Origin of the sequence: uncultured Phascolarctobacterium sp. (assembly GCF_905212365.1) — a bacterium.
Taxonomy (GTDB): Bacteria; Bacillota; Negativicutes; order Acidaminococcales; family Acidaminococcaceae; genus Phascolarctobacterium_A.
This window is the reverse complement of sequence record NZ_CAJMEH010000008.1, coordinates 14,194-38,943: the sequence shown is the minus strand read 5'-3', so window position 1 is coordinate 38,943 and position 24,750 is coordinate 14,194. Positions and strand designations below refer to the sequence as shown.

Here is a 24,750-nt window from a genome sequence, read left to right as displayed (position 1 = left end):
ATTTCCTTTTCTTCTCCTCTGGATTTAATACACAGGTTCTTAAAACGGCTTAGAAAGTGCCAGATACAAGGCGGGGCGGCGACGGCGTACTAGGAGTACGTCAAGGAGCCCCAACACAGTAGATGGTGATTTATAAGTCGTTTGTTCTATAAGGGCAGTTTATGTTGCCGCACGTCATACACCTGTTCCAAACGCATTCCGTTTTTTCCGACAAGCCGATAATCGCCGTCACCGATTTGGACGGAGCCATCATCAAGCCGTCGGTCAGCGTCAGGCCGATAAGCTTAGCGCAATTTAAAACAGGAAAAAGCAAACGCTGCTCCTGCAAATTCCAATCTCCGTAGCCTGGGGAAAAGCGTGGGCGTTGGGCTAAGCCGCCGGTATCTGCCGCAGCCTGCACCTGGTCGCAATAGCTTTCAATCAGCGACGCCGCCACAGCCTGAGCCGCCGCACCTTCAGCCACGCTGCCCAAGGCCAGACGGCGAATAGCCACGTCCACCCTGCTGCCCAAAGTTGCGCCCAGCAGCAGCGCCTCGCCGCAGCCCTGCAAATGCCGCGCCAAATCGCGGGAGGTTAAGCGCACACCGCAGTCCAGCGTAACCCCCTCCGCGTCCACCTGCACCCTGTGCTTTTGCAGCACATGCCGCGCCTGCACCTCGTTGCGCAGCTTAAGATACACCGTATCTACCAGCACACCGGACGCTTCGTCGCGCAAGTCGGCCCGCAGATACCGCAGCGCCTCTTTTCTATTGAAGTCCACAGTGCATCACCTTATTTTACGATTTCCGACAGATTGCGCATAATGCCGCCGATAATTTCCGGGCGGTTCATAGTATAAATATGTACATGATTAAAGCCGTTGGCCACCAAATCGATAATCTGACCCGTCGCATAAGCAATGCCCGCCTGCTGCAGAGCCGCAGGTTTATCGGCAAATTTTTCCACCATCGCGCGGAATTGCGGCGGCAGCTTCGTACCGCTCAGCTGGCAGATGCGGTTGATTTGATTAGCGTTGGTCACAGGCATAATGCCCGGCACTACTGGCACGTTAATGCCTGCCGAAAGCAGCCGGAACATATAATTATAAAGGATGGTATTATCAAAAAACATCTGCGTTACCAAAAAGTCCACGCCGGCCTCAACCTTGTATTTAGTGTTGTCAATATCACGCGCCATGCTGCCCGATTCAGGATGCCCCTCGGGGTAAGCGGCGCCGCCGACGCAGAAATCGCCCTGCTTTTTAATAAAACGCATCAAATCGCTGGCATGAGCAAAACAGCCGCCGGTGCCCTGCGCTCCCGCCGGAATATCGCCCCGCAGCGCTAAAATATTTTGAATACCGTTATTTTTCATTTCTTCCAGCACCCGGGTTATTTTAGCATCGTCAGCCTGCACGCAGGTCAAATGAGCCAACGCCGGAAGGCCATGGCTCTGTACCTCTTTAGCCAACGCTGCGGAATAGCCCACAGTGCTGCCGCCTGCGCCGTAGGTAACGCTGATGTAGGAGGGCTGTGCCTCCGCAATTCTTTTGACAATGCCTAGGCTGTTCTGCAGCTCCGTGCCCTGCTTAGGCGGAAAAACCTCGCAGGAAATGCAGACCTTGTCGCTGTTAAAAATATCAGTTAATTTTATAGAACCCATTACGCGCCTCTCCCTTATTTTTACGTATTTGATAGCTATTGTAGCAGTTAAGCTCCTATTTTGCAAACGAAACGTCATATTTTACCAAATTGATAGGCTTTTAGGGAAAGGAGTGCTAAAAAGGTTACAATTTACACGAGCAACAAAAAAATCCTGCGGCACACGTCGCAGGATTGCTTTTTCTTTGGCGGAGACGGTGGGATTCGAACCCACGTGCCGCGTAAACGGCAAACTGATTTCGAGTCAGCCGCGTTATGACCACTTCGCTACATCTCCATTGAAATAATATTATAGCTGAAATTACTGCTTTTGGCAAGAGCCAGCTTTAAGCGCTTTATTTTCCTGCCGCCGCCGCTTAAAAAAATTCTTCATCACCTGGGCGCATTCCTCCTCGCACACACCGGCGATAACCTCGGCGCAATGATTAAGATTAGGATTGGTGATAATATTGAAGATAGATTCCGCGCCGCCCGCCTTCACATCCGGGCAGCCGTAAACCACCGTATCTACACGGCTGTTGACAATTGCGCCGCTGCACATGGGGCAGGGCTCCACCGTAACATACAAAGCGCAGCCGCTCAGCCGCCAGCGGCCCAACCGCTTACAGCCCTCCCGAATGACGATAATCTCGGCGTGGGCAGTACCGTCCTGCCAGGTCTCGCGCATATTATGCGCCGCCGCGATCACCTGCCCGTCATGCACCAGCACTGCACCGATAGGGATTTCGCCCAACTCCGCGGCCTTACGCGCTTCCGCCAAGGCCAGCTGCATATAATGCTCGTGATCCATGCTCACTCCTCCGCCGCTTCCATCAGCGCTTCCCATTTTTCCATCAACTCCGCTATTTTATTTTCGTACGCCGTATGCTCTGCCGCCATAGCCGCGCTGTGCTCCGGGTCGGCATGATTAGCCGGGTCGGCCATTTGCTTTTCCAAAAGCCCCATCATGGCCTCCTGCTCGCGAATCTGCAGCTCTACCTTGGGCAGCAGCTTAGCCGCCTCCTCTGTGCTAAAGCGCTTAGGCTTAGCATCCGCTGTTTTTACCGCAGCCTGCACAACAGCGGTTGCTTTACCAGCCCGCTGCGCCGCCTCCTGCGCCTTGGCCAATTCCGCAGCCGCTTCGTCCTTGGCCTGCGCCAACCGCTGCTTTTCTTCCAAATAAAACTCGTAATTCCCTTTATAATCCTTGACCTGTCCGTCATCTATTTCCCAAATACGGTCGGCTACCTCGTTGACGAAATAACGGTCGTGGCTGACCAGCAAAACCGTGCCGTCGAAGGCCGCCAGCGCCGCCTCCACCGTTTCCCGCGCCATAATATCCAAATGGTTGGTAGGCTCGTCCAGCACCAGACAGTTAGCGCCGTCCAAAACCAGCTTGAGCAAAACCAGCCGGGCCTTCTGCCCGCCGCTCAGCTCGCCTATACGCTTAAACACATCGTCCCCGTGAAAAAGCATGCCGCCCAGCATGGAGCGCGTATGCTCCTCCGTAAAGCCGTACTCGATAACAAAATTTTCCAGCAGCGTTTGTCTGGGGTCCAACCGCTCATAGCTTTGGGAAAAATAGCCCACCTGCACTCTGTTGCCTATCTTCGCCCGTCCTTTAAGCGGCGCAATCTCGCCTAAAATAGTACGCAGCAGCGTGGTTTTGCCCGTGCCGTTAGCGCCCAGCAGCGCCGTCTTTTCCCCGCGCCGCAGCGTCAGGTTGATACCCTTGGCTAAAACCTTTTCGCCATAGCCAATAGTCAAGTCCTCCATAATTAAAACGCGCTCGGCGCATTCGGCCGCAGGCGGCAAACGCAGCTCAAATTCCTCGTGCCGCACCGGCGCGTCCATGCGCTCCATACGGTCCAGCTGGGACTGCCGCCCCCGCGCCATTTTACTTTTAATGCCTGCCTTAAAGCGGCGGATATAGGCCTCCGTGCGCGCAATATAATCCTGCTGCGCGTTATACGCCGCCTCCAGCGTCGCCGTCTGAATGGCCTTCTGCTGCAAATAGCGGCTGTAATTACCCTTAAAGGACTGCAGGCGGCCGCCCTCCATCTCCAAAATACGCGCCGCCACATTATCCAGGAAAGCGCGGTCATGGCTGACCACCAGCAGTCCGCCTTTAAATTCCTGCAAATATTTTTCCAGCCATTGGGTCATCACAATATCCAAATGGTTGGTGGGCTCGTCCAAAATCATAAAATCGGGGTTGCGCACCAAAGCGGCCGCAAGCATTAAGCGCGTTTTTTGGCCGCCGCTCAGCGTCGGCGCCTGCTGCTGCCACCATTCCTCCGTATAGCCCAGGCCGATAAGCACGCGCTTGATGCGGTTTTCAAAATTATAACCGTCGATAAATTCATAGCGCTTCGTTACCCGCCCATATTCCTCCAGGCAGGCTTCCAGCGCCTCGCCCTGCAAACCGGCAGAGTCGGCTTCCAGCTGCGCCAGCTTCTGCCGCAGCTCCGTAATTTCCGGACAGGCTTCCAGCATAAACTGCCAGATTGTGCCGTGAATTTCTGCAAAGCCCTGCTGCACATAGCCCACGCTGATGCCCGGCTCGAATTTTATACTGCCGCCGTCCACCCAATCTGGCTGCAGCAAACAGCGCAGCAGCGTCGTCTTGCCGCTGCCGTTGACGCCCACCAGGCCCACATGCTCGCCCTTTTCTATCATAAAGCTTACGTCTTTGAATATTTCATGAATGCCAAAGGCCTTGGCAATTTTATCTACCACTAGCTGCATAATTTTCTCCCTGTAAATTCCTATCCCTCTCGATAATCCCAGAACTGTTTTATATTTTCCGCTCCTGCGCTAAGACAAAATTTTTCGCTGTCGCCGTCTTTTTCTCACGCATTCGCTCTTTCACATTATATTTTTTATCATATCATCAATGTGCGGAAACTGCAACCATGCCTCTAAGCAAAAACGGCGCCCGCCCTAAAGCGAGTGCCGTTAAATTTGCCGCTAATGAAATTTTCACCTAAGCCGCTCTTACATATTCTTATAAAAGCGCTCGAACATATCGAGGAAGTTTGCCATATAATCGTGCGCTTCCTGCAAATCATGAGCGTCGGGATGGCTGGCAGCAGCGGCCCAGCGAGCTTCCGCTTCCGGGCTTGGCGCGTGCGGGCTGCCTGCGGGCATCTTGCGCATCATGGCGATAAGCTGCGGGTCGATAGCGCCGCGGAAGGACAGAACGCCCAGCACATTATTGCTGGCGTCCAGCAGCTTGCCCGCGTTGGCTACAGAAGCCATGGCATGCTCGCTCTTAGGCTCCGCGCCTAAGGTTTGGAATAAAACTACCTTCTTATTTTTCAGCGTCGGCAAATATTTCTTCATACTAGCGTTAGGCATACCGCGATCCACCCAATAGCCGGCAAAAACTACGCTGAAAGCGTCCGCAGCGGGAGCCTCACTGCAGCGGCAGAGCAGCGCTCTTGCGCCTGCGGCCTCGGCCAGCGCCTTAGCCACCTTTTCCGTATTGCCTGTTTTGCTGTCGTAAACAATTAAAATATCCTGCATCATCGTACTCCTTTACTTTAAATTTTTCATCGCGCCCAGCATTTTCTGCCCGGCGGCCTCAAACATGCCAAGAGGCCCATGCAAAATAAATTCCACCATGGTCAATAAAATTCTGTCCAAATATTTATAGTAGAATTTTCCCTTGGCAGTTAAAGCGTAGCTTTCCGCTTCCTGACGCAAAAGCCCCAGCTCCAGCCATTTATCAAGCAGCGGCTGCAAAAGCTTTTCCCAATCGGCTCCGCCCATGTCAGACAGCAGAGCAAAATTCAAGCAGCCCTTGTCCACCTGTCCGGAAAGCTGCTCTAGAAAAATATAGCTTAACGGATTTTTGCTGATTCCCATCATAGGCAGCTTGCCCTGCATTACCTTTTCCTGATAATCCTCACGCTTAAAGGACTTCATAAACTGATAACGTCCCAATCTGCCGCCGCAGGAACAACCACAGGCAAGAATATCCGTACCGTTTTTCACTAAGGTATTATATACGCTTTGTTCCCTTGACTCGCTAGCCCAATGGCAACAGCTGATAGCGCCTGCACCGCGCTGCTGCAAATAATTATCCGCCGCTAAAAACATCTGCCACAATTTCTCTTCCGTCTGCTCATAAACGATTTTCTTAGCGGCCAGCGCCTGACCTAAAGGAGATTTCGGCATGATTTGCAGCTTATACAAATCCATACCGCTGACGCCGCAGCTCAGCGCTAATTCAATATCGCGCAGCAGCAGCTCCGTATTCTGCCCCGGCAGTCCGTAAATCAAGTCGACAATAATCGTCGCGTCGCGCTGCGCCATGTCTTTAAGCTTGGCAATGACCTCCTCGCAGCTGCCCGTGCGTCCTATCGAACGCCGTAAGGCCGTATCAAAGGTCTGCACGCCAAAGCTGAAACGGTTGACACCTCCCTCCAGACAGGCCTGAAGCTTCTCTTTATCAATGTCGTATAGACTGCTTTCAAAGGTTATTTCGCAGTCCTCCGCCAGCGACGCAACCTCGCGTATTTTTGCCAGCAGCGCCCGTATCTGCTGCGCGTTAAACACGGAGGGCGTACCTCCGCCAAAAAACACAGCCTTAAAATTACGCTGTCGCATTACGCCTTTATTATACCATAAATCCAGCTCCTGCAATAAGGACTGCACATAAAGCTCTACCTGCTCCGGCGAAAAATGTTCCCGATAAAAGCCGCAGTAAGTGCAGCGCAGATTACAAAAGGGGATATGCAAATATAAGGAGCTATCCGCAGGCCCCTGCGCCTGTTCCAGCATTTTGTCAGACATAAAGCCCGGCAGCATTTCCGTCTTGCGGGGAATATAAGTAAAATCCTTAAAGGCAATCAAATCGCCATCAGACCGCCCCGTCAAAGCGTCGTAATCGTCCTTCCGCAGAAAAAGCTCCGCGTTATGCTGATAATTGTTCATTATTTATTCCTCCACTAAATCCGGATGCAGCTTGCTTGCCATCAGCCTGATGGCTTCAGGATAACGCAGCCCCGGATTCAATAAAAAGAGCTCGTCCGGCAGATAAAAGACCTGCTTATTACGCACCGCCTCGATAGCGCCCCAGGCAGGATTATCCGTAACCTCACTGCGCAGCTTATTTTCAATATCCTGCTTGCTGCCCATAGAAGTAATAAAAATAACCTGCGGATTTTTCTCCACCAAATCCTCCAAACTGTAAGGAGCCATATCCGGCTGGCTGCCCATAGGCCCGGCCACAGGCTTTGACGTACCATGCGCAATATTTTGCAGCTGCAGCATTTTGGCGCAGCAGCCTGCGATGCTGGTATCCTTTTCCAGTGTTACGCCCATATTGGTAGTATGGATAATCGCCACGGTGCGCTTAGTCTTAGGCAGCTTTTCCACCGTCTGCTGAATAGCGGCGTCCAAGGAAGCAGCCACCTGCCGTCCTTTTTCCTCACGTCCCAGCATTTTACCCAAAACAATCAGGCTGTTTTTCACATCGTCATAGCTCTTTAAGCTTAAAACTATTACCGGAATCTTGTTGCTTTCCAAGATGGAAATATACCGCTCGTGCATTCCCTTATAGGCAATGACCATATCGGGATGCAGGCTGACTACCTTTTCGATATTGATGTTGAAAATATATCCCACCTCGTCGGCTTCCTTAGCAAAATCCGGCACCTGCCCAATTTGCGTTTTAGCGCGGCCCACCACCTTGCCGTCCACCGCCTGCAGCAGCTCCAAAAAGGACGGCGACAGCGCCACAATGCGTTGGGGCGGCTGCTGCACAACCACCGTCCTGTTATTAGCGTCGACGATGGTATGCTTGCCACCGCCCGTAAAGCTGCTGTCATTGCCGCCGCAGCCTGCTGCAAAAAGAAATACCAGACCTATAATAAATATTAACAACTTTTTCATGTTTTCTCCAAATTTTCCATTACAAATAAAGCAGGACGCAACGACCTGCTTTATTGCGTTTTTAGAATTTATATTCCATACCGAATCTGTATACGCGGCCAATATTGCCGTCCGCATAAGCGCCGAAGTTCTGGTGATTGCTGATATTATCGATACCCAAATAAATCTTGGTATCTTCATTAATATATTTAGAGGTCATGATATTGGCAATGGTAAAGTCCTTGGTCATATATCTGGAATTTCCCATAGAACTTCTTTCGTTATCACGACAATAGTAGCTTAAATTAGAAACTAAGTCAAAGCTGCAATCCCAGGCATATTTATTCTGCGGCTGATAGGAAATACCAAAAATAATCTGATGCTTAGCGCGATCAGTCAAGCGGCTGTCGTCGCTCTTATCCTTTGCATCCAAAAACGTATAACCAGCATTTACATAAATATCTTTAGCAACTTTATGATTACCATATAATTCGATACCCTGTAAAGTAGCTTTAGGTACGTTCCTGTAAGTCATAATTTGGTCAGGCCCTACAAGTCCCGGATGCGTAGCGTCATTTGTATCCCTTCCAGTATAATAGGAAGTAATCAAATCCTTAACATCATTGCGGAAAGCTCCTAGATGAACAGTCGTAGTATCTCCCCAATCCTTTTCAATAGCCAGTTCATAGCTCAAGGACTTCTCCGGTTGTAAATCGGGATTTCCCTCAAAAAATTGTCCTGGTATCGGGAAAGGCATTCCAGTTGGCTGAATAGCTGAATACATTTCCCAATAGTGATACAACTCATTGACGGTAGGCGTTTTGTAGCCCTGCCCCACTACGGCCTTAATGCGTACATCATCGGCAGCATGATAGGTACTAGCCAAACGGCTGGTAAATTCACTGCCGAATTGGTCGCTGTAATCATAGCGCACAGAAGGTATAATCAACCATTTATCCGTAGGGCGGAACTCGTCCTGCACATACGCTGCCGTATAATTTACCGAAGCCTCGTCATAAGCGTCAAGCACACTGCCAGCCCCCGGTAGCGGTGTGCCTTTTCTTTTTATGCGCGTACCCTCGCTTTTGTCTTGACGGTACTCTAACCCAGCGGTCATTTTATGTTTATCGCTTAAAGTCCAGCTATCGTGACCTTCAATAACGCTCAAAGTACGTTTTACAGTATCAATTTTAGGAACAGGGTCTACATGAGTCTGCGGGCGCCACGAACCCATCATAAACAATCTTTTATATTCGTCTGTAACGCTAGTATATTTTTTATCGTACACCGACCTGTACGCTCGGATAATCCAATCCTGATTTTCATCGCTGCCAGAATAACTTAAAGAAAAATCCGTTCTTTTATTATCATTAATTATAGAACCATAGGAAGTAATTTCTTGGGGTATTTGTCCCATGGGACCCATAGATACCGTTGTATTTTTAACGCTCTTGCTATCTTTATGCGTTTCTTCTTTTAGTCTGCTAAAATCAGCGGTAAGTTTATTCCCATTATCAAATTCATAACCCAAGCTCATGGAGATTGGCTGTTCTTTGCCATTAAAATTGGCGTCGTTACCTTCTGAAATTTCATACGGTCTGTTTTTATTCAAGCCTGCGTTTAATTTATAGCTGTAGCGGTTTTCCTTGCCCTGCAAATATAAATTACTCTTATAGCCAGCGCCCTTACCGTTTTCATACCAATCGTATTCATAATTAACCACAGCCATAGTTTTATCCGGCTGCTTAGTGATGACGTTAATAACGCCGCCCATAGCGTCGCTGCCATAAAGCGCGCCTGCCGGTCCGCGGATAATCTCTACCTTTTCCACGTCCTCCATACGAATGCGGTCCACATCCCAAGCGTTAGCAGAATTATACGATAATTCGCCGCCTAAACGCTTACCGTCCACCATAATCAAAACATGGCGCGATTCGCTGCCGCGAATGCTGACATTGCTGCGTCCCTGGAAGTCGTTAAAGATATTAACGCCTAACGCGTTTTTCAAAGCGTCGCGCAGGGTTTTGGCCTGAATCTGCTCTAATTTTTTACTGTCCACAACCTGTACGGAAGAAGGCGATTCCTTAACGGACAAAGCAGTTCTCGTAGCCGTAATCACCATTGTGTCCAAAGTAAACTCTAGAGGATTCTCCTCAGCAAATACCGCTGTACCCCCCCACACTGCATTGCTCGTCAGAAGGGCAGCCGTCAATAACGCATACCGATATTTTCTTTCCATAACAGTCACTCCTGTTTTTATATTTTGTTTATGCCCGCCCCAATTAAACCACAAAGCGCGCATCCACAAGCAAATTAAAAAGCCTTTTGCCGCAAGCACGGCAAAAGGCATAAGGGCAGTCCTGCCCCTTTGTTTCATACTGTCGTTCGCAGCATAGCAACTACAACATATCGGGCAGTTCTTCTGGCTCTGCGTCATGGCTGCGTTCCTCCTTCCCAGTTTCCCAGTGGCTATAGAACGCGGCTCGGCATTACAGCTGCGGGACAGCACAGGCTTTGAACCTGTTTCTCTATTAAGCGTCAGCACCCGATACGGTTAAATATTTTACTCTTTTTGATATTTTTTCTCAATAACAGTATAGCGCATTTTGTAACATAAGTCAACTTTTTAGAAGAATAAGTTCTGCCTATCCTCTTACCCCTTACGCTGCGCCAATTCATGCCTTCTACGCGCCCCACCCAATAACGTCCCCAGACCCTTTTCACCAGCAGCTCCACGGAAAGCAGGCTCAAAGCCAGCATAATTATAAACAGCAGCGGATAAAAGCTCAAATTCTGCGGCGTCAGATGTAAAAGCTCCAGCATTTTACTGCCTGCGTACATATAAATAATATGGATTAAAAACAAGCCGAAGGAATAATTCCCCAAATACATCATAAAGCGCTTGCTCAGGCTGTCCTGCTCCTCCAAGGAATGAGCGCAGCGAAAAAGCACGGCAATGGTAATGGTATACAGCAGTAAATTCAGCGGCAGGCAAACGAATTCCAAAATATGCAGGCTGTGCCAGTAATATTTTGCCAGCCAGCACACCGCTACCGCCGGCAGCGACAGGGAAAACATACCTATCAGCAAAAAGTGGTGCGTATCTATCCAGCGCAGAAAGCCTTTACGATAAACATAAGCGGTCATGCCAAAGCAAAAATAGGCTAAATAACGCAAAAAAGACAGCGCTTCTACCAGCCCAATTGCGTACTGGCTTGTCAGCGGCAGATTATTGGCTATCTTCCATAAGAGCTGCAGCAGCACAGCCTGCATTAAAAAATACGGCAGCTTTTGCTGTAAACGGATGCGGTTAAACAGGCGCAAAATTAAAGGATATACGGCATAAAACCCAAATAAAGCTCTGAAAAAGCCCATATGCACAGCGCTGCTGCCCGTCAGCAGCAAATAGCCTATCTGCCGCCAGCTATACGCCGCGTCGCTGAAGCAGCAGGCAATCGCCAAATATAATAAGGAAAATAATACATAGGGCATCAGTACCGATAAGCACATCTTTTTAAAAAAGCTCCATTGGTAATGGTCTGCATGACGATGATGGTTGATAAAAATATAGCCGGAAACAAACATCACCAAGGGAACGGCAAACAAAGAAATAATATCCAGCAGCATCTCGGCAATAGCTACCCATGACGCAGCCCCGGCCTGACTGAAATACCAGGCGGTGTGCATCAGCATGACGCCCAGCACGACAAAGCCCCGCAAAACTAAAGTAATACTCATAATAACATCTTCTTTCTCCGGCCCTATTGTACTACAAGACGCGCGCCGTTAAAAATACAGATTCGCTATGCCAGCTATAACGTCAAGGAATAAATTGCGGACGATAAAAGGTAAAACAGCCTTCTGCCGCGCTCTGTCCAACGCAGTAGAAGGCTGTCTTTCAAAAAGTTCCTAACATATTTGCCAATGTCCCCTAAGCAAGTATATCAAGAAGAAGGTATTGTGCATTCATCTATTGATTTGTCTGATCCAAGCAAGTGTAAAATTTGTATCTCAAGAAAATTTTTAAGGAGAAAATTGTTGTTTTGAAAAATTTTTATATGCTTTAAGCGGCAGCGGCTGCTGCGCCGGCGGCGGGGAAGAAGGGCCATACTACCGGAATAACCAGAATGGATACTACCAGGCATACGGCAACCAAACCGGAACCGCATTTTACATAGTCCATGAATTTATATTTGCCGGGGCCCAGTACCAGGGTATTCGGAGGAGTGCCTACGGGAGAAGCGAAAGCGCAGCTGGAGGCAATCAGAATAGCCATCAGTACGGCTTTCGGAGAAGCGCCCATTTGTGCGGAAAGCGCGATGCCAACCGGGCACAGCAGAGCTTTGGACGCGGTGTTGGACATGAACTGAGTCAGCACCACAGCCAAGCAGAACAGTACGGCGGTAACAGTGTAGGGAGAAGGATCGCCGCCCATCATGTTGACGGTAGCTTCAGCGATCAGCTTGCCTGCGCCGCTGGAATTCATAGCGTTAGCTACGGGAATCATGCCTGCAAACAGGAAGATTGTTACCCAGTCGATGGAATTATAAGCTTGCTTTTCGGTAATGCAGCCTGTCAGTACGCACAGTACCGCTCCCACAACAGCAGCCAGTTCCAAGGGCACCAGGCTGGTAGCCATACACAGGATAACGCCTGTCATAATCACGCCGCAGATGATCTGCTTTTTGGTGCTGGTAGCGTTGGCTTCAAATTCCTGCTCTACGTCAGCCTCAACATTCACTACATCGTCGGGCAGGAAGTATTTGCCAACAAACATCATATAAATGATACCGGCAACCGTAATTGGAATGCCGATGTAAGCGTATTCAAAGAAGCCGAATTGCAGGTCTTCCATGCCGGCGGCCTTCAAGGCTACGTTAGCCAGAATGTTAGGCGGTGTGCCGATCAGGGTAATGGTGCCGCCCAAGCCTGCGGCGAAGGCCAAAGGCATCAGCTCGCGGGAGCTGGACAGTTTGGCGTTAGCGCAAATGCCCAGAACTACCGGAATCAGGCAAGCCGTAGTGCCGGTGTTGGAAAGAAAAGCGGACATTAAAGCCGCAATAATCATAATACCGAACATCAAGCTGTTTTCGCCTTTGCCAAACAGCTTTACTACAGCGCCGCCGATCTTTTGCGCCAAACCGGTGTAAAACATAGCAGCGCCAACTACGAACATACCGCCAAATAAAACTACGGTAGAATCTGCCAAACCCAGGAAAATTTGATTTTCGGGCACCAAACCCAAAGCGCTGCAGGCTACAGCCGCCATTACTGCCGTCATTGCCAACGGAATCATTTCAGTGACAAAGAGCAGAGCGACTACTGCCAAAAGAATTAAGCATTTAATTGCCGGACTCATACTATCCCTCCAGTTTATTTTTTGTCTTTAAAAAGATTTACGTATTGGAACGTGTTGGCGAACAGCTTACCATCCTCGCCGCGATGGGGAAAGACCAGTCCTTCCTTCTTACGGTTTTCAATCGCGCGATAATAAAACTTTTTATCCACCTGTCTCAGGTACTCCCGAATTTTTGATTCTTCCTTTTCATTTTCGTTATCAATGATGAGAGTTACATCCAATCTGACTCAGCTCCTTTCTTTTTATTATTAGAGAGTTCCCTTTGACTGTTATAGATTATACAATATATTCCGAAATAAGAAAAATACCTGATTGGCATTAAAGTTATGCTAAAATCAGTATATGTTCCTTATAAACACAGGCAAACAAAAACCGGCTGGAGAAAGATATACAAGGAGGTGGGAGATACAATACCTTTCTCAAGCCGGTCTATATCGATTTAATCGTAGCATTCGTTATAACAGAACTGTCTTCAGATACTTCCAGTAAAAATCCCTATCCATAATTTTCAGCCAACGGCTGAACAATACCTGCAGCTGCATTCCAATCAGCCCCTTTTCAGCGCTCTAACGGAAGAATCGGACAGCTTAGCGCCTTGAATGCGTTTAATGAAATCTGCTGCATCCTGACCACGATGAGGAAATACTTGAGCTGCTGCATTGCGTTTTCTTTGCAGATAAGCGTACACACCGGTTTTTTGTTGAATGTTTTGCTTTGCTTCCATGATGATCTACTCCTTTGCTAAATTCTTACAAGCTGTATTCACAAGGCCTCTTGCCTTTGTTGGTAACAGTATACAACAAAAATCTTAATAATAAAAATACCTAATAGGAATTAAAATTATAACTAAGCAATATATTCTTTGGCAGCAAAATTTCCCTGTAAATGATTTTGCATTTGCAGGTTGCTTTATTTTTCTCAATATGCTAAACTGATTTAGTAAATCAAGAAAATATCCTATTTATTTTTATATCTTACTTTGGAGGTGAATCGTTTGGAATTAGATACCTACCGTAACTTTCTTGCCATAGTCGAAGCAGGCAGCTTTACCGGCGCCTCCGATTATGTGCATATCGCTCAGCCGGCGCTGAGCAAACAGCTGCGCAATTTGGAAAACTATTTTGGCGCTAAGCGGATCCTCACCCAGCGCGGCAGCCGCCAGATTCTTTTAACGGAAGCAGGGCGCGCTCTTTATCAAAAGGCTAAATATATGTGCTCGCTGGAGGATTTGGCCCGCAATGAAATTGAAAATATCATGGGCGGCGTTATCGGCACGCTGCGCTTCAGCATAGCCAATTCCCGTTCGCCGGTTTTTATTGAATCCTCTCTCAAGGGCTTCTGCCAGCTCTACCCCAATATAAAATGCGAGCTGTATGAAGCCGGTATCAACGAGCAAAGCCAGCAGCTGCTCAACGGCATCACGGAGCTGGGCATTTTCAGCGTTCCCGTTAATCATCAGGATAATTTTGAAATACTGTTCCGCCGCGACGAGGAGCTGGCCGCCGTTTTTCACCACGAATCAGTTTTTTTAGAAGACGATAAGCCCTGCGTCGAGCTCAAGGACCTGCATAATGTTCCCGTCAGCCTTTCCGCCGGGTCTGCCGATATCTTTCTCAAGGGCTGCGAGCAGGCGGGCGTTATGCCCCGCGTCACCTGCGTCAGCACTACGCGCAGCACGGCGCTGGCCTGGACGCAGGTTAAGGCGGCTATTTCTATCGTGCCCGTAGAGCCGGGCGAGGATTTAGGCGAAGGCTTCGTTATCAAAAAGATAGCCGACCTGAACGCCGACGTCTATAAAACCGTAGTCAAGGTCAAGGACCGCCCGCTTTCCGTAGCGGCGCAGCACTTCCTGCGCTTTTACGCCCGCACCCGCGGCAGCCAGCAGGTTTGCGATTTAGAAGCATTGCTGAAAAACGAAACGCTGTGAACCGCAAGCAGCTAATCACATAAAAACAAAAGCGTTAGCCGTATCGCCGTAACGACGTAGCTAACGCTTTTTTGCAGCCTGCCAAATTTACAAATAAAAAAACCGCCTGCACGGCGGCTTTTTTACTGCTTAGCGTTGCCACACCCCTGTAACAAGCTAACATAAAATGGAGGAGAAGGATAAGGAGAATTGATAAGAGATTATCAGAACAGCATATGAATAATATGCAAAAGCAAATGTCCGGTTTGCTTATGTTCCAGTAGATTTTGGAAATCAATATTTCGTCCCGCTTGCTTAGTCGATAAAAAACCGCTCCTGCAAGCAGAAGCGGTTTAATGCGCTCATTTAAGGGAACTGCCACTCTCACATAAACAGCACCTTATCTGTTAACATCTCTCCTGTCGCTCGCAGGCCAAGCATATGCTTGTGTATAGCACTTTGCTGACTTCAGGCAAGCCTGTTACAGCGGCGGGACCGTATGGATTTACACCAATTAGCACTTTACACGAAATATTGATTTGATGTTTTAATTATACTCATTATCATTAAGAATGTCAAGACTCTAGAGAAGATTTTATAGAATTTTTTCTTGCGATATCTTGTGCTAATAAGATTACTAAGCAAAGAAAGCGGAGCTATCGCTCCGCTTTCTGGTCCAAGCACATGCTTGCTATTTTTGACTGTCGTAATGCCGTATTGCCGCCCTATCGATATCAAAAGCGCGAATCAATTCGGTAACGGCCTGACTGGGAGAAACTACGCCGTTGACGGCCGCTTCCATAACCGCAGGCAAACGTCCTTTAATCATTGGGTCTTCAAAGAACAAATTATGCAGATGTTCGTCGATCATGCTGTTAACCCAGGACAGTGTCTGCGATTTACGCCGTTTTTCAAAAGCGCCGGATTCTTTCGTCAGCTTTTCAAAATGCTTCATAACAGCCCACAGTTCAAGCAAACCTTCTTTGGTTACGGCAGAGCAACGGTAAGCGTGCGTCTTCCAGCCTTCCGTTGCCGGGCGGATGAATTCGATCATACGCTCGTATTCGCCCTGGGTAACGATGGCCTTGGGCAGGTTGTCGCCATCGGCTTTATTGACCACGATAGCGTCGGCTACCTCCATAATGCCTTTCTTGATGCCCTGCAAATCGTCGCCAGCACCCGTAAGCACTATGAGCATAAAGAAGTCGACCATGGAGCGAACCGTGATTTCAGACTGGCCTACGCCTACGGTTTCCACCAGAATAACGTCGCAGCCTGCAGCTTCGCACAAAAGCATGGTTTCGCGGCTCTTACGCGCTACGCCGCCCAAAGTACCCTTGGCCGGAGACGGACGGATGAAGCAGTTAGGCTCGCGGGAAAGCATTTGCATACGTGTTTTATCGCCCAAAATAGAACCGCCGGTGATGGAGCTGGTAGGGTCGACTGCCAAAACAGCGACCTTATAGCCCTGACGGCACAACATTTGGCCAAAAGCTTCGATAAAGGTGCTCTTGCCGGCGCCTGGCACACCGGAAATACCGATGCGCAAGGCTTTGCCGGTGCGCGGCAGCAATGCTTGCAGTACGCGCTGCGCCTTATCAAAATCTTTCGGAGCATTGCTTTCAATCAGCGTAATAGCTTGGGATAAGGTTTTACGATCGCCCTCACTGACTCCTTTTATCAACTCTTCAGGACTAGGTTTTTTCCTCAAGGGGAATTTCCTAATTTTATCCACAGGGTTATATTTCTCCTCTGAGACAGCGTTTACGGCGCTGTCGATCCCGCCCATCACAGAGCAGGCAAAGTTGGGGTCTTTTTTCAGGGGTACCCAACTCGGCCTAATGTCTTTTTCACCAGTTTCAGGCATTTAGCTCACCTCGTCCCTACTACTCGTCAGCCTGTTCAGCTTTAGCGCGGTCTACCAGCATTTGCAGCAGCTGGATGCAGCATTTAGGAATATTGGTGCCGGGACCAAAGATGCCTGCCGCACCGTGCTCGTACAAGAAGTCGTAATCCTGCGCAGGAATTACGCCGCCGATGCAGACCATGATATCTTCGCGGCCGCGTTTTTTGAGTTCCTCAACGATAGCCGGCAGCAAGGTCTTGTGGCCTGCGGCCAGGGAGGAGAAGCCAACCATATCTACGTCGTTATCTACTGCGTCTTGCGCGGATTCTTCTGGAGTCTGGAACAACGGGCCAACGTCGACGGTCCAGCCCATATCGGCAAAGGAGGTTGCCAATACTTTTTGACCGCGATCATGTCCGTCCTGACCCATTTTAGCCAGGAAGATACGCGGACGGCGGCCTTCAAGTTTTTCAAACTCGTCTGCCAGCTTAGTAGCTTGTTCCATATCGTCGTTGCCGCTGAATTCGCTGGAATATACGCCTGATACGGTATGGATAACGGCGTTGAAACGGCCGGATACCTTCTCGACTGCGTCGGAAATTTCGCCCAGGGAAGCGCGGTCGCGGGCGGCCTGTACGGCCATCTCCAGCAGGTTGCCATTGTCGCGGCTTTCTGCTGCGCGCGTAATAGCTTCCAAATCGCGTTGAACTTTTTCGCCGTCGCGTTCTGCTCTCAGTTTTTCCAGACGTTTAATCTGTGCGTTACGTACTGCGGTGTTATCGATGGACAATACGTTCAGCGGATCTTCTTTAGCCAGACGGTATTTATTCAGGCCGACAATGGTTTCTTTGCCGCTGTCTATATTAGCCTGACGACGGGCTGCGCATTCTTCGATACGCATCTTAGGCAAGCCGGTAGCGATAGCCTTGGCCATGCCGCCCAAAGCTTCGACTTCCTGGATATGAGCCCAGGCGCGGCGAATGATTTCGTTGGTGAGATATTCGACGTAGTAGGAACCGCCCCACGGGTCGATAATCTTGCAGACCTTGGTTTCGTCCTGAATGTACAGCTGGGTATTGCGCGCCAGACGTGCGGAGAAGTCGGTCGGCAAAGCGATGGCTTCGTCCAGAGCGTTGGTGTGCAGGGATTGGGTATGGCCCAAAGCTGCGGACATGGCTTCCATACAGGTACGGGAAATATTATTGAACGGATCCTGCTCGGTAAGGGACCAGCCGGATGTTTGGCTGTGAGTACGCAAAGCCATAGATTTCGGGTTCTTAGCGCCGAAGCTCTTGAGGATCTTAGCCCACAGTACACGGGCAGCGCGCATCTTGGCAACTTCCATAAAGTAGTTTTTGCCCATATCCCAGAAGAAGGACAAACGCTTAGCGAATGCATCAACAGGCAGGCCTGCAGCTTCGCCGGTGCGGATATATTCCATGCCGTCGGCCAGTGTGTAGCCCAGTTCCAAATCGCAGGTTGCGCCGCATTCCTGAATGTGGTAGCCGGAAATGGAAATGCTGTTGAACTTCGGCATATATTTAGTAGTGTATTCAAAAATATCGCCGATGATACGCATGGACATAGCAGGCGGATAAATATAAGTATTACGAACCATGAATTCCTTCAGGATATCGTTTTGGATAGTGCCCGCCATGATGGATTTATCAACGCCCTGCTCTTCGCCGGATACGATGAAGAATGCCAGAATAGGCAATACAGCGCCGTTCATGGTCATGGATACGGACATCTGGTCCAGAGGAATACCGGAGAACAGGATGTTCATATCGAGCATGGAGCAAACGGATACGCCTGCCTTACCAACGTCGCCGACTACGCGAGGGTTATCTGCGTCATAACCGCGGTGGGTAGGCAAGTCGAACGCGATGGACAGACCCTTTTGGCCTGCTGCCAGGTTGCGGCGGTAGAAAGCGTTGGATTCTTCCGCAGTGGAGAAGCCTGCGTATTGGCGTACAGTCCAGGGACGAAATACGTACATGGTGGAATACGGCCCGCGCAGGAACGGAGGAATACCGCTCATAAAGTCCAAATGATTGCATTTATCGTAGATGTCCTTGGTGTACAGCGGAGCTTTAGGAATACGTTCCAAGGTAGTATCGTACAGGGCGTCGTAATTCTCGCCCATTTTTGCTTCCAGATTTTTCTTCCATTCGTCATAGGAACAGGACGGATGATCTGGAATAGACACTTTAGTGAAATCAGGATTAATGCTCATTATTCAATCATCCCCTTCTTCTGTTGCAGTTTCTTCAAGGTAGCGAAGCAGTTAGCTTTTACGCTGATAAAATCGTCAACACCGGCTTCAAGATAGATTTTTTCCAAATCTTTGGGCGCAGCACCGGCCAAGAACAGCGTCATGTTGGGGTTAGCAGCTTTCAGCATAGGAGCCAAAGCAGGCACGTCTTCAGGATAAGTTTTATCGGTGGAGCAGATTACCGCTACATCGTAAGGAGTACCCTTGCCGTCAATGCCTTCTTTAAGCGCAGCTACGCACTTCTCATAACGGGAACCCGGTTTGCCCTCATCGTCTTGGAAGCCGTTGTTCAGATGTACGTTGAATTCGCCTACCTGCAGGAAGCTGGTGGAGAAATCTGCACGAGCCTTGTGCTGCGGGATGGGTCCCATATTGGCCAGGAATACTTCGACGTTCTTACCGGTTTCCTTCACGTATTTTTCAGTGTCAAAGCGCAGTTCTTCATAACGCTCGGTCCAGTGATGTGCTGCAATAGGAGTAATTTCTGCAATTGCAGTAGCTTTGCAGCCTGCTGCAGCAACCTGCCCCAGCGTAGCGCCATTACTGAACGCTTCGATAGCGCCTTCTACGGTAACGACGTTCGCCAGTTTGCCTGCCAGATAATTGGTATCGATATCGGCAACGTAAGCTGCTACTGCGGCTTCGCGTTGTTTCTTCAGCTTCGGCGTATCTTCTTCGCGACGCTCCAACGGTTCTTCCGTCATGTTAGGATACATGTTGACGCCAACAGCGCGGTCTTTGCGCATTTCCAAAGCTTTAAAGCGTTCTTCCAAGGTCTTGGCAATTTGAGCTTGAGGATAGCCTGCTTCCAAAGCTTTAACCATACCGCCCATTCCTTCAATCTTTTGGAATTCAGCCCAAATCTTTTCTACGATTTGTTTGGTCAGCGATTCAACTGCCCAAGAGCCGCCAGCCGGGTCAATGGGGCACAGCATACCAAACTCTTCTTGCAGCATTACATGCAGGTTACGTGCAATGCGGCGGGAGAAGACGTCGCCTTTACGAATCAACTCGTCAAACGGCGGGTTTTCGTAAGTGTTTACGCCGCCTACAACACCGGAGAATGTTTGGGTGCAGTTGCGCAGCATATTTACATAGGGGTCGATAACAGTCTTGGTGAAGCGAGCGCTGCGGCCATGTACCATGATAGCGCGATCTTCAACATCTGCGCCAAAGGCTTCCATAATAGCAGCCCATACTTGGCGAGCTGCACGCAGCTTAGCGATTTCCATGAAGAAGTTAGCGCCTTGGTTAAAGGCAAAATACAGGGATGCTGCAATATCTTTCAGTTCAATGCCGCGAGCCTGCATAGCGCGAATGTATTCAACTGCGGTTGCAAAGGTGTAAGCAACTTCTTGTACGGATTCTGCGCCGCCATCAGTAAAACAGTCGCTGCGTACATATACAGGACGGATCAGGGGAGCGTTAGCGCGGCAATATTTGATGGTTTCTGCCATCTCATCATACAAGCATTCCAAAGATGTATTCGTTTTGCCGTTTACTACCAGCTCGCCAATCGGGTCAGCGCCGATAACGCCTTTTACGCCCTTCAGTTCTTTGCCTGCGCCCTTTAAAGCCGCTTCAGTCAGCGCCAGAATACCTTTAGCGCCTGCGCCTGCATAAATCATGATGGGATATTTATCCAGTTTCAGACCGTTCAGCAGAGTGCTCATATCGTCAGCAGTAGTGATATTTACGCCTACGTCGCCGACCTTAGCAGCGTCTTTAGCGTCAATGCCAGCCAAAGTAGCGCTGTCCAGTTTTATATGATAAACAGTAGAACCTTTGGCGATTTCTTCCTTCAGCAGCTCATTATTATCGCTGGGCAGAGTTTCATCGCATGCCTGGGCAATGCCCCAAGGTTCATGTACATAACCATTCAAGGTTGCGCCGCGCAGGTAATCGCCCATACCGGGATAATCATCTGTGGGCAGGATGGGATCCATTTCTTTACGGCGATAAATGGGGTCGAAAGTAATGCCCTCGTAATTTTTCGTATACATAATCTTGTCAAAGGGAGCGCCTTTTAAGAGTGCATTGCATGCCTCCACCCATTCGTCCCATTCAGGTTCGGTAAATTCATCCAAGGTAACCTCGGGGAATTCGGTTACTTTTTCTGATTTACGCAGCATAGCTTCCAGCTCTTGGTCTGTCAACGGACGTTCGCCTTCAACAGCAGCTATTTTTTGTTCATCAGCCATCTAAATAATCCTCCTTTTAGATTAAATATTAGTTTGCTTTGATTAGGTGCAAATAAATTTATTAGCACTACCACCTCCGTTTATCATTCTAGTGTCCCCGCGCTTAACTGCTCTCACCCAGTATTTTGACAAGCGCGCCACACTCTTGCTTGGAAGATTAAAACAAAGCATTTATATACACGGTCACGGTTGTCCAGGCCGTATATAACAAACATAAACGCTTGCCGCAAAATTTTTGCGGCTGCGCGGAAAACATCCCACACAACTACACTTCGGCAGTGAACAATTGCAGTCTTCCGAATCGCACCTGCAGCGGCCTTATCTCCTGCCCCGGCGTAATCGAATCGTTGACAATCAGATTTCCCAAAGCGGCGCCCGGCTCATGGCCGCGGCTCTGCAAAAATCGTGCGTAATATTCCAGCTGCATCACATCTTCGCCAGAAGAATAGAATACCGCCGCCTGCAGCGCGGGGTCGTCAGCTACGGCAAAGGGGTTCACCGCCGCAAAATACGCCTCCAGAATACCGCAGATATCCTGTTTTTTAGGGTTATACACCAGCTGTACGCCGGTAAGCTCCTGTCCATCAGTGGCTACGGCCTTGCCTGCATGAATTTTCTCCACGCCCTTCACAGACTGAAAAGCCTCGGTCAAAGCGGCAGCCGCGCCTGCTAAATATAATTCTTTCATATGTAAAACCTCCTATTCCAAAAACGTCGCCTTACTCATTGCGTAATTGCGGCAAAAAAAGAAGCCACCACGCAAAAGTGATGGCTGGAAATTCGGTATTGCGGTGCACCCCTACACCGCAGCACCTGAGAGGAGAAAGGAAATGCTTTCAGCTAAAAGAAAAATTTGAGAATGGGATTTGAAAAACACGGTGTGTCCAATACCGTGAACAAGCGCATTGAAAACATCGATGGCCCTGGCACTTCTCCTAAGGTCACAGCCATCACGCGACCCTAAAAGCAGATAGAAACAGAAAACCGCTTTTCAAAGTACCCTAACTAACCTTCTGCAGGCGGGACTTTTGAAAAACGGCGAAATATCATACAGAAATAAAGCGAATCAACCCATAGCTTTACTCTCACGACATCTCTCCCCGTCTCTCGCAGGTCAAACGACGATGTATCTTACAGGCAGTTCTTCTGGCTTCGCTTCTTCGCATATCTTACCTTCCCAGATGGATTTCCAGTGGCATAAACAAGACACGCTCCACGTTACAGCGGCGGGACCGTGCCGGACTTTCACCGGCTTCTCTATTAAGCTCGCGCACCTGTAATATCAATATCAACTTGTTAAGTTAATTATACTCATTACTATTTGTTTTGTCAACCATCTTTGAGAAAAATTTTTACTTTTCTATTTTTACTGCTTGCGATTATATATAGATAGGCTTTTTCCTTCAATTACAGCGCGCGAAGCGCAACAAAAAAGCGCTCAGCCACAACAGCCAGCGCTTTTACAGTATACCTATATGCATTTTATTACATACCGCCTATTAGTGAATATAGTAGAAGTTTAATTCATATAATGCTTTAACGAAGCCTTCCAGCATAATACTCAACCTCCCTTGCTCAGTGAATCATGTACCATTTAAAGCTGCACAGAGTTTCTACAAATCTATCAAAAGACATCACGCTTACTTCCTTTCGCATCTTATTTGTTAAGCTTCCTTAACATGGCTATAGTATAACACGCTGGCGCGTTTTTGTCCAGTAGGGTCTTTTCATGTCCCGATATTAGCAGTGTGAGCTGCAAACCCAGCAGCCATGCGGTTTTACATAGATTTTACATAAGCGTATAGCAAAAGGCGCAGAAAAATTTTTAAAATTTTTTCTGCGTGATTGCCAAAAATTACGGCAGCAAGGCCAAAATATTATTTTCGACAAAAAAGCTGCTGCACTTATCTTAAAGTACAGCAGCCTTTTCTTTATTTATGCGGAAACAGCCAGCCCAAAAGCGGCGGCACGCAGATATTGATGACCAGCACGCGCACGAGCTGGTACGTCAATATGATGGAAACATTTTCACCCATACTCATGCCTGCCAGCGACATTTCGGCAATGCCTCCGGGAGCCATAGCTAAAAAAGCTGTAATCAGGCTAAATCCGTAACGCGCGCTCAATACGTTAGCCATGCCGATGCTGACGACGATTAAAAGCGCCGTGCCCACCAGCACCAGCGGCACCACACCCTTAGTTTTGGCAATGCGCCCGGCGTCCAGCTGCATACCCATGAATAAACCGATGCTGACCTGCGCCGGAGCCATGAGCCAAAACGGCACAGGCTGCACCCCGTCGGCATAAACGGCGAACGCCGCCGTCGCCAAAATAGGCCCCAAAAGGCGCGGCGTCGGCAAATGCGTTTTGACAGCCACAAAGCTGCCCAATATAACCAAAGGCACAAACACCAGCCAATGCAGGCCGCCCCTGTTAGGCAGAGCAACGCTGCTGCCCACCACCTGCGCGTCCAACAGCCAGATTACCAAAAACGGCACCGTAATAACCACGCCCAGCAAGCGGATAACCTGCATGACCATCACGGCGTTAGGGTTAATTTCCTTATCTTCCTCCGCCATCAGCATGGAAAGCGTCATGCCGCCGGGCAGCATCCCCATAATACAGCTTTTAAGGTTTTCGTGGGAAATACGCGACGCCACCCACGCTAAAGCCATACTGGCGGCTAAAATCACTACCGTCGCTTCGATGACGCCGCTCAATTCGTCTAAAAAGCTGCGCCACGTATCCGCCGTAAATACCGAGCCGATACCGTACCCGGCGACCATTAAAGCATATTCGCGCCATTTTTTCGGCCAGCTGACGCTCACGCGCTGCGCCAAGGTTTTGCACGCAACCGCCGTCAGCAAGCCGCCCATTAAAAAGGGTATGGGCAAATGTGCGCTTTGCAACAAACGACCAAGGCACAACGCAGTAACGAATAACAGCAAACGATTAACAAGCATTTCCAGCCAACTCCTCAGGATAAAACTTATGGTCTAAAGCGGTACGCCGCCTATTCTTCAACTGCTGCGTCCGCCGCCAACACGTCCATAATGCGGCCGATAAGCTCGCCGCGGGTAGTGTGCTGCGTGGAGGAATAGGCGATGATATTCTGATTACTCAGCCCCATTTCCCGAATAAACAGCGCCCTTTGCGCCATAGCAGCGCTTTTGGAAAGCTTATCGGCCTTGGTCAGCACTATCTGCACTTTCAGGCCGCAGCTTTTGAGCCAATGGTAGCATTCCAGATCACTGTCCATAGGCTTATGGCGAATATCGATAAGCTGGCACACCAGCCCCAAATTTTCACTTTCAGAAAGATATTTGCTGATGAAACCGGACCATTGCTCCTTATTATTGCGGTTGGTACGGGCAAAGCCGTAACCCGGCAAGTCGACAAGATAAAACTTGGCGCGTTCGTCCAGTCCCTCGCTGACGCGCTTAGCTTCCAGCTCGTAAAAATTGATGGTCTGGGTTTTGCCGGGCGTAGCGCTGACGCGCGCCAAGCCGTTGCGGCGGCACAGCGAATTAATCAGAGATGATTTGCCAACATTGCTGCGGCCGATGAAAGCAGCCTCAATCATTTTATCATGAGGGTACTGGTCGGCACGAACGGCGGAAGCCACATATTTAGAGCGAATAATATCCCAGGTTCCTTTACTCAT

Annotated in this window: 19 protein-coding genes, 1 tRNA gene and 3 riboswitches; of the genes, 1 reads left to right on the top strand and 19 read right to left on the bottom strand. The window is 49.1% G+C overall.

The genetic code is table 11. From position 1 onward, the window contains the following. Positions 1–130: 130 nt before the first annotated feature. The 13 genes from QZ105_RS02690 to QZ105_RS02630 all read right to left on the bottom strand — a co-directional run bounded on the left by QZ105_RS02690 (position 131) and on the right by QZ105_RS02630 (position 13,582). Positions 131–760, bottom strand: a complete 630-nt coding sequence (locus tag QZ105_RS02690) for a vitamin B12 dependent-methionine synthase activation domain-containing protein (RefSeq protein WP_293728310.1) — start codon at positions 758–760, stop codon at positions 131–133. An 11-nt stretch (positions 761–771) separates the two neighbouring features. Continuing rightward, positions 772–1,632 (bottom strand): methylenetetrahydrofolate reductase, encoded by an 861-nt coding sequence (locus QZ105_RS02685; RefSeq protein ID WP_366935966.1) that lies wholly within the window; start codon positions 1,630–1,632, stop codon positions 772–774. A gap of 194 nt (positions 1,633–1,826) precedes the next feature. Continuing rightward, positions 1,827–1,917, bottom strand: a tRNA-Ser gene (locus tag QZ105_RS02680). 24 nt (positions 1,918–1,941) lie between these two features. Continuing rightward, on the bottom strand, positions 1,942–2,430 hold the full coding sequence (gene tadA, locus QZ105_RS02675) for a tRNA adenosine(34) deaminase TadA (protein ID WP_293728308.1): 489 nt from the start codon (positions 2,428–2,430) through the stop codon (positions 1,942–1,944). A gap of 2 nt (positions 2,431–2,432) precedes the next feature. Next, positions 2,433–4,367 (bottom strand): ATP-binding cassette domain-containing protein, encoded by a 1,935-nt coding sequence (locus tag QZ105_RS02670; protein WP_293728307.1) that lies wholly within the window; start codon positions 4,365–4,367, stop codon positions 2,433–2,435. Between the two features lie 249 nt (positions 4,368–4,616). Continuing rightward, positions 4,617–5,147 (bottom strand): flavodoxin family protein, encoded by a 531-nt coding sequence (locus tag QZ105_RS02665; RefSeq protein WP_293728306.1) that lies wholly within the window; start codon positions 5,145–5,147, stop codon positions 4,617–4,619. A gap of 12 nt (positions 5,148–5,159) precedes the next feature. After that, on the bottom strand, positions 5,160–6,560 hold the full coding sequence (locus QZ105_RS02660) for a radical SAM protein (RefSeq protein ID WP_293728305.1): 1,401 nt from the start codon (positions 6,558–6,560) through the stop codon (positions 5,160–5,162). Positions 6,561–6,563: 3 nt separating this feature from the next. Next, positions 6,564–7,520, bottom strand: a complete 957-nt coding sequence (locus QZ105_RS02655; RefSeq protein ID WP_293728304.1) for an ABC transporter substrate-binding protein — start codon at positions 7,518–7,520, stop codon at positions 6,564–6,566. Positions 7,521–7,581: 61 nt separating this feature from the next. Continuing rightward, on the bottom strand, positions 7,582–9,738 hold the full coding sequence (locus tag QZ105_RS02650; protein ID WP_293728303.1) for a TonB-dependent siderophore receptor: 2,157 nt from the start codon (positions 9,736–9,738) through the stop codon (positions 7,582–7,584). Positions 9,739–9,893: 155 nt separating this feature from the next. Next, positions 9,894–10,063: riboswitch (cobalamin riboswitch) on the bottom strand. Next, a complete protein-coding gene (locus tag QZ105_RS02645) occupies positions 10,038–11,237 on the bottom strand; it encodes an acyltransferase (protein WP_293728302.1) in 1,200 nt (399 codons plus the stop codon). (Overlaps the previous riboswitch by 26 nt.) Positions 11,238–11,562: 325 nt before the next feature. Continuing rightward, positions 11,563–12,858: an SLC13 family permease gene (locus QZ105_RS02640; RefSeq protein ID WP_293728301.1), complete on the bottom strand. Its 1,296-nt coding sequence runs from the start codon at positions 12,856–12,858 to the stop codon at positions 11,563–11,565. A 14-nt stretch (positions 12,859–12,872) separates the two neighbouring features. Next, on the bottom strand, positions 12,873–13,079 hold the full coding sequence (locus QZ105_RS02635) for a hypothetical protein (RefSeq protein WP_293728300.1): 207 nt from the start codon (positions 13,077–13,079) through the stop codon (positions 12,873–12,875). A gap of 326 nt (positions 13,080–13,405) precedes the next feature. Further along, positions 13,406–13,582, bottom strand: a complete 177-nt coding sequence (locus QZ105_RS02630; RefSeq protein ID WP_293728299.1) for a hypothetical protein — start codon at positions 13,580–13,582, stop codon at positions 13,406–13,408. A 270-nt stretch (positions 13,583–13,852) separates the two neighbouring features. On the opposite strand from QZ105_RS02630, the gene QZ105_RS02625 reads away from it, so the two are divergent. Next, positions 13,853–14,785 (top strand): LysR family transcriptional regulator, encoded by a 933-nt coding sequence (locus QZ105_RS02625; protein WP_293728298.1) that lies wholly within the window; start codon positions 13,853–13,855, stop codon positions 14,783–14,785. A 386-nt stretch (positions 14,786–15,171) separates the two neighbouring features. Beyond that, positions 15,172–15,305: riboswitch (adenosylcobalamin (AdoCbl) riboswitch) on the bottom strand. Between the two features lie 150 nt (positions 15,306–15,455). Here the strand turns inward: QZ105_RS02625 and meaB are convergent. The 6 genes from meaB to yihA form a co-directional block, all read right to left on the bottom strand. Next, positions 15,456–16,631: a methylmalonyl Co-A mutase-associated GTPase MeaB gene (gene meaB, locus QZ105_RS02620; RefSeq protein WP_366935965.1), complete on the bottom strand. Its 1,176-nt coding sequence runs from the start codon at positions 16,629–16,631 to the stop codon at positions 15,456–15,458. Between the two features lie 19 nt (positions 16,632–16,650). Then, a complete protein-coding gene (scpA, locus tag QZ105_RS02615) occupies positions 16,651–18,846 on the bottom strand; it encodes a methylmalonyl-CoA mutase (protein WP_293728296.1) in 2,196 nt (731 codons plus the stop codon). Then, positions 18,846–21,086: a methylmalonyl-CoA mutase family protein gene (locus QZ105_RS02610; RefSeq protein ID WP_293728295.1), complete on the bottom strand. Its 2,241-nt coding sequence runs from the start codon at positions 21,084–21,086 to the stop codon at positions 18,846–18,848. The genes scpA and QZ105_RS02610 overlap by 1 nt, the downstream gene beginning before the upstream one ends. Before the next feature lie 265 nt (positions 21,087–21,351). Then, positions 21,352–21,774 carry a hypothetical protein gene (locus QZ105_RS02605; protein ID WP_293728294.1) on the bottom strand — a complete coding sequence of 141 codons (423 nt, stop codon included), beginning with the start codon at positions 21,772–21,774 and terminating at the stop codon, positions 21,352–21,354. A 430-nt stretch (positions 21,775–22,204) separates the two neighbouring features. Continuing rightward, positions 22,205–22,379: riboswitch (cobalamin riboswitch) on the bottom strand. Between the two features lie 638 nt (positions 22,380–23,017). Then, positions 23,018–24,049: an AbrB family transcriptional regulator gene (locus QZ105_RS02600; RefSeq protein ID WP_293728293.1), complete on the bottom strand. Its 1,032-nt coding sequence runs from the start codon at positions 24,047–24,049 to the stop codon at positions 23,018–23,020. A 50-nt stretch (positions 24,050–24,099) separates the two neighbouring features. Continuing rightward, positions 24,100–24,750, bottom strand: a complete 651-nt coding sequence (yihA, locus tag QZ105_RS02595) for a ribosome biogenesis GTP-binding protein YihA/YsxC (protein WP_293728292.1) — start codon at positions 24,748–24,750, stop codon at positions 24,100–24,102.

What these genes read in the sequence shown, in the direction of transcription:
- tadA (WP_293728308.1), bottom strand. Translation starts at nt 2,430, where the DNA reads ATGGATCACGAGCATTATATGCAGCTGGCCTTGGCGGAAGCGCGTAAG.
- QZ105_RS02670 (WP_293728307.1), bottom strand. Translation starts at nt 4,367, where the DNA reads ATGCAGCTAGTGGTAGATAAAATTGCCAAGGCCTTTGGCATTCATGAA.
- QZ105_RS02665 (WP_293728306.1), bottom strand. Translation starts at nt 5,147, where the DNA reads ATGCAGGATATTTTAATTGTTTACGACAGCAAAACAGGCAATACGGAA.
- QZ105_RS02660 (WP_293728305.1), bottom strand. Translation starts at nt 6,560, where the DNA reads ATGAACAATTATCAGCATAACGCGGAGCTTTTTCTGCGGAAGGACGAT.
- QZ105_RS02655 (WP_293728304.1), bottom strand. Translation starts at nt 7,520, where the DNA reads ATGAAAAAGTTGTTAATATTTATTATAGGTCTGGTATTTCTTTTTGCA.
- QZ105_RS02650 (WP_293728303.1), bottom strand. Translation starts at nt 9,738, where the DNA reads ATGGAAAGAAAATATCGGTATGCGTTATTGACGGCTGCCCTTCTGACG.
- QZ105_RS02645 (WP_293728302.1), bottom strand. Translation starts at nt 11,237, where the DNA reads ATGAGTATTACTTTAGTTTTGCGGGGCTTTGTCGTGCTGGGCGTCATG.
- QZ105_RS02640 (WP_293728301.1), bottom strand. Translation starts at nt 12,858, where the DNA reads ATGAGTCCGGCAATTAAATGCTTAATTCTTTTGGCAGTAGTCGCTCTG.
- QZ105_RS02630 (WP_293728299.1), bottom strand. Translation starts at nt 13,582, where the DNA reads ATGGAAGCAAAGCAAAACATTCAACAAAAAACCGGTGTGTACGCTTAT.
- meaB (WP_366935965.1), bottom strand. Translation starts at nt 16,631, where the DNA reads ATGCCTGAAACTGGTGAAAAAGACATTAGGCCGAGTTGGGTACCCCTG.
- scpA (WP_293728296.1), bottom strand. Translation starts at nt 18,846, where the DNA reads ATGAGCATTAATCCTGATTTCACTAAAGTGTCTATTCCAGATCATCCG.
- QZ105_RS02610 (WP_293728295.1), bottom strand. Translation starts at nt 21,086, where the DNA reads ATGGCTGATGAACAAAAAATAGCTGCTGTTGAAGGCGAACGTCCGTTG.
- QZ105_RS02605 (WP_293728294.1), bottom strand. Translation starts at nt 21,774, where the DNA reads ATGAAAGAATTATATTTAGCAGGCGCGGCTGCCGCTTTGACCGAGGCT.
- QZ105_RS02600 (WP_293728293.1), bottom strand. Translation starts at nt 24,049, where the DNA reads ATGCTTGTTAATCGTTTGCTGTTATTCGTTACTGCGTTGTGCCTTGGT.
- yihA (WP_293728292.1), bottom strand. Translation starts at nt 24,750, where the DNA reads ATGAGTAAAGGAACCTGGGATATTATTCGCTCTAAATATGTGGCTTCC.